General features: G+C 73.1%; 6 protein-coding genes. 5 read left to right on the top strand and 1 reads right to left on the bottom strand.

The window, feature by feature from the left end; all coding sequences use genetic code 11:
* Positions 1 to 46 precede the first annotated feature (46 nt).
* On the top strand, positions 47 to 172 hold the full coding sequence (locus tag ABKW28_RS22645) for a hypothetical protein (protein ID WP_348613517.1): 126 nt from the start codon (positions 47 to 49) through the stop codon (positions 170 to 172).
* Positions 173 to 192: 20 nt separating this feature from the next.
* Here the strand turns inward: ABKW28_RS22645 and ABKW28_RS22640 are convergent, their stop codons facing one another.
* A complete protein-coding gene (locus ABKW28_RS22640; RefSeq protein ID WP_348613515.1) occupies positions 193 to 1221 on the bottom strand; it encodes a serine/threonine-protein kinase in 1029 nt (342 codons plus the stop codon).
* 242 nt (positions 1222 to 1463) lie between these two features.
* On the opposite strand from ABKW28_RS22640, the gene rpsF reads away from it, so the two are divergent.
* The 4 genes from rpsF to rplI all read left to right on the top strand — a co-directional run bounded on the left by rpsF (position 1464) and on the right by rplI (position 3303).
* Positions 1464 to 1754 carry a 30S ribosomal protein S6 gene (gene rpsF, locus ABKW28_RS22635; protein ID WP_179614816.1) on the top strand — a complete coding sequence of 97 codons (291 nt, stop codon included), beginning with the start codon at positions 1464 to 1466 and terminating at the stop codon, positions 1752 to 1754.
* A 136-nt stretch (positions 1755 to 1890) separates the two neighbouring features.
* Positions 1891 to 2496, top strand: coding sequence for a single-stranded DNA-binding protein (locus ABKW28_RS22630; protein ID WP_193671100.1), 606 nt, complete (start codon positions 1891 to 1893; stop codon positions 2494 to 2496).
* Between the two features lie 109 nt (positions 2497 to 2605).
* Positions 2606 to 2842, top strand: a complete 237-nt coding sequence (gene rpsR, locus ABKW28_RS22625) for a 30S ribosomal protein S18 (RefSeq protein WP_179614814.1) — start codon at positions 2606 to 2608, stop codon at positions 2840 to 2842.
* A 14-nt stretch (positions 2843 to 2856) separates the two neighbouring features.
* A complete protein-coding gene (rplI, locus tag ABKW28_RS22620; RefSeq protein WP_193671101.1) occupies positions 2857 to 3303 on the top strand; it encodes a 50S ribosomal protein L9 in 447 nt (148 codons plus the stop codon).
* The last annotated feature ends 66 nt before the right edge of the window (positions 3304 to 3369 follow it).

Genomic DNA, 3369 nt, shown 5'->3' with positions numbered 1-3369 from the left:
GGGCTGACGGGGGTTTGTCGGGGGTGGTCCCGGGAACGCTGGCCCCGTGCACCCGCGAGCGGTCCTCCTGCTGCCGGCGCTGGCCGAGCAGCGGCTGGGCGTGGCGAGCGTGCTGCTGCTGGCCGCGCTGGTGCTGCTCGTCGTGGGCCTCCTGCTGCTGCGCCGCCGCTGAGGCCGTGGCGGCCGGGACGCTCATCCGATCAGCAGCAGCCCCAGTGCCACCAGGCACAGCGTCGAGGCGCCGGCCAGGCACAGCGCCGCGAGCCGTGTCCGGGTGCGGGGCGGGCCGGCGGAGGAGGACCGCGGCGCAGCGGGCTCGCCGAGCCGGTCGGGCACGTGCGGGGGCCGGGGCTCCTGGTCCCAGGGCGTGCCCGGCGGTACGCCGAGCCGGTGCAGGCGCTCCAGGGCGGCCAGGGCGGTGGGAGGCCGGCGGGCCGGGTCGGGGCTGGTCAGCGCCGCGAGCAGCCCGCCGAGGTCCCCCGGCGACGGGGTCGCCGGGGTCGGCGGGGCTGGTGGCCCCTGGGGAGTCGGCGGGCGGCCGGTGAGGAGCTGCAGCGCGACCACGCCGGCGGCGTACAGGTCCTGGCGCGGGTCGGGGAGAGCGCCGCCGCGCTGCTCGGGGGCCATGTAGCCGTCGGTGCCGACCGCGCCCGGGTGCCGGGTCAGCCGGGGCTCGTGGAGCAGGGTGGCGACGCCGAAGTCACCCAGGCGCAGGTGCGGCCGGGCGCCGCCGGTGGGTTCGAGGAGGAGGTTGGCCGGCTTGACGTCGCGGTGCACGACGCCGGCCTCGTGCACGGCGGCCAGGGCACGCAGCAGCTGGGCCAGGAGCACCCGCACGTAGCTCTCGGGCAGCGGCCCGTGCTCGGCGAGCAGGTCGTCGAGCGAGCCGCCGCGCACCACGTCCATGGTCAGGACGACCAGGTGGTCCTCGGCGGCCCAGCCGGTGGGGGCGACGACGTGGGGGTGCGCGATGCGCACCGACTGCTCGCGCACGAAGCGCAGCAGCATCGCGGCGTCCGCGCGCGTGGCGCCCTGGTCGAGCAGCTTGGCGCCCACCCAGCGCCCGGCCTGGTGGTCCCAGGCCCGCCAGACCGACCCCATCGCGCCCAGGCCGATGCGGTCGGCGAGCTCGTAGCGACCGGCCAGGCGCGCGGGCGGGCTCGTCGGCGGACGCGCCGGTGGCCGGGCCGGTGGGGGGTGCGGCGGACGGGGGTGGCTCACACGGGCTGTCTACCCGCTGCGGGGACCGGCCATGCGGCGTCGTCCACAGCCGGGTTTGGGCCGGCACGCCGGTGCGCTGCTATCTTGCCCTGTCCGAGATCGCACGACCCACCGACGGGTCCGTGTCCTCGGTCCCCGCTCCCACCAGCGCGTCGCTCCGCGGCGTGCCGGGCGCGGGAACGCACAGCCCTCCTGCCACGGAGAGACCGTGGCCGCCGAGTCCAGAGGAGGTGGAGACCGCTATGCGTGCCTACGAAGTAATGGTCATCCTCGACCCCAGCCTCGAAGAGCGGACGATTCAGCCGTCCCTCGAGAAGTACCTCAACGTGATCACCAAGGACGGTGGCACCGTCGAGTCCGTCGACGTCTGGGGACGTCGTCGCCTCGCGTACGAGGTGAAGAAGAACGCCGAGGGCATCTACGCCGTCATCTCGCTGAACGCCGAGCCCGACACGGTCAAGGAGTTCGACCGTCAGCTCGGCCTCAACGAGGCGATCCTGCGCACCAAGGTCATCCGGCCCGACGCGCACTGAGCCCCGGCTCGACGCCTCGGGTCGTCCACTTGTGGATGACCCCTGTCCGATGTCGGCGCGAGCGGCCACCATGGTCGCGAACGCTGTCTCGGACGACCGAACAGCACCAGGATCAGCACACCGCTAGGGAGACCTCATGGCAGGCGAGACCGTCATCACGGTGGTCGGCAACCTCGTCGACGACCCGGAGCTGCGCTTCACCCCCTCGGGGGCGGCCGTGGCCAACTTCCGGATCGCGTCGACGCCGCGCACCCTCAACCGCCAGACCAACGAGTGGGAGGACGGCGAAGCGCTGTTCCTGTCCTGCTCGATCTGGCGCCAGGCCGCGGAGAACGTCGCCGAGTCCCTCCAGAAGGGGATGCGCGTCGTGGTCCAGGGCCGCCTCAAGGCCCGGTCCTACGAGACCCGCGAGGGTGAGAAGCGCACCGTGATGGAGCTCGAGGTCGACGAGGTCGGCCCGTCCCTGCGCTACGCGACCGCCAAGGTCGCCCGCACCACCCGACAGGGCGGCGGCGGGGGCTACTCCGGCGGTGGCCAGGGCGGCGGCGGAGGCTACTCCGGCGGCGCCCAGCAGGGCGGAGGCCAGGGCGGTGCCCCGGCCAACGACCCGTGGGCCTCGCCGGCTCCCCAGCAGGGGGGCCAGCAGGGCGGCGGGTTCGGCGGGGGCCAGTCCCGGCCGGCGCCGGCCCAGGGCAACGACCCCTGGGGCGCCCCGGGCGTGGGCGAAGAGCCCCCGTTCTGATCGCCGTCTGATCCCGGACCCTCGGTCCAGCACCACCTGTCCAGATCAACCTGACCCATTCCGACCCGGTACCCACTCCGGGGCGGGCTTCTAGAAAGGAAGCACCACAATGGCCAAGGCAGTGATTCGCAAGCCCAAGAAGAAGGTTTGCCAGTTCTGCAAGGAGAAGGCGAGCGGCGTCGACTACAAGGACGCCACCCTGCTCCGCAAGTTCATCTCCGACCGCGGCAAGATCCGCGCGCGTCGGGTGACCGGCAACTGCGTCCAGCACCAGCGCGACGTGGCCATCGCCGTCAAGAACGCCCGCGAGGTGGCCCTGCTGCCCTACACCTCCACCGGTCGCTGAGAGGAGCACGGACGATGAAGCTCATCCTGACCCAGGAGGTCACCGGTCTCGGTGGCCCGGGCGACGTGGTCGAGGTCAAGGACGGCTACGGCCGCAACTACCTCGTGCCCCGTGGCGTGGCCATCCGCTGGACCCGCGGCGGCGAGAAGACCGTCGAGTCGATCAAGGCCGCGCGCACCAGCCGTGCGGTCCGTGGCATCGAGCACGCCGCCGAGATCAAGGCGAAGCTCGAGGCCACGTCGGTCAACGTCGCCGTCAAGGCCGGCGAGGGCGGGCGTCTCTTCGGCGCCGTCACTCCCGCCGACATCGCCTCGGCGCTGACCGAGACGACCGGCGAGGCCGTCGACAAGCGTACGATCGCGGTCAAGAACCCGATCCGTTCGCTCGGCGCCCACGAGGTCTCCGTGCGACTGCACGACGAGGTGTCCGCCACGGTGGCCCTCAACGTCGTCAAGGCCTGAGACCCAGCAGCACCCGCTCCACGCCGACGGGCCCGGACCTCCACTGGAGCTGTCTCATATACACAT

The sequence above is a fragment of the Nocardioides sp. 31GB23 genome, assembly GCF_040012395.1.
GTDB classification, from domain to species: domain Bacteria; phylum Actinomycetota; class Actinomycetes; order Propionibacteriales; family Nocardioidaceae; genus Nocardioides; species Nocardioides salarius.
The sequence above is the reverse complement of the archived record's forward strand: the minus strand, read 5'-3'. Positions and strand labels throughout refer to the sequence as shown.

Excerpts from the sequence above, each read along its gene's own strand:
- rpsF (WP_179614816.1), top strand. The coding sequence starts at position 1,464 with ATGCGTGCCTACGAAGTAATGGTCATCCTCGACCCCAGCCTCGAAGAG.
- ABKW28_RS22630 (WP_193671100.1), top strand. The coding sequence starts at position 1,891 with ATGGCAGGCGAGACCGTCATCACGGTGGTCGGCAACCTCGTCGACGAC.
- rpsR (WP_179614814.1), top strand. The coding sequence starts at position 2,606 with ATGGCCAAGGCAGTGATTCGCAAGCCCAAGAAGAAGGTTTGCCAGTTC.
- rplI (WP_193671101.1), top strand. The coding sequence starts at position 2,857 with ATGAAGCTCATCCTGACCCAGGAGGTCACCGGTCTCGGTGGCCCGGGC.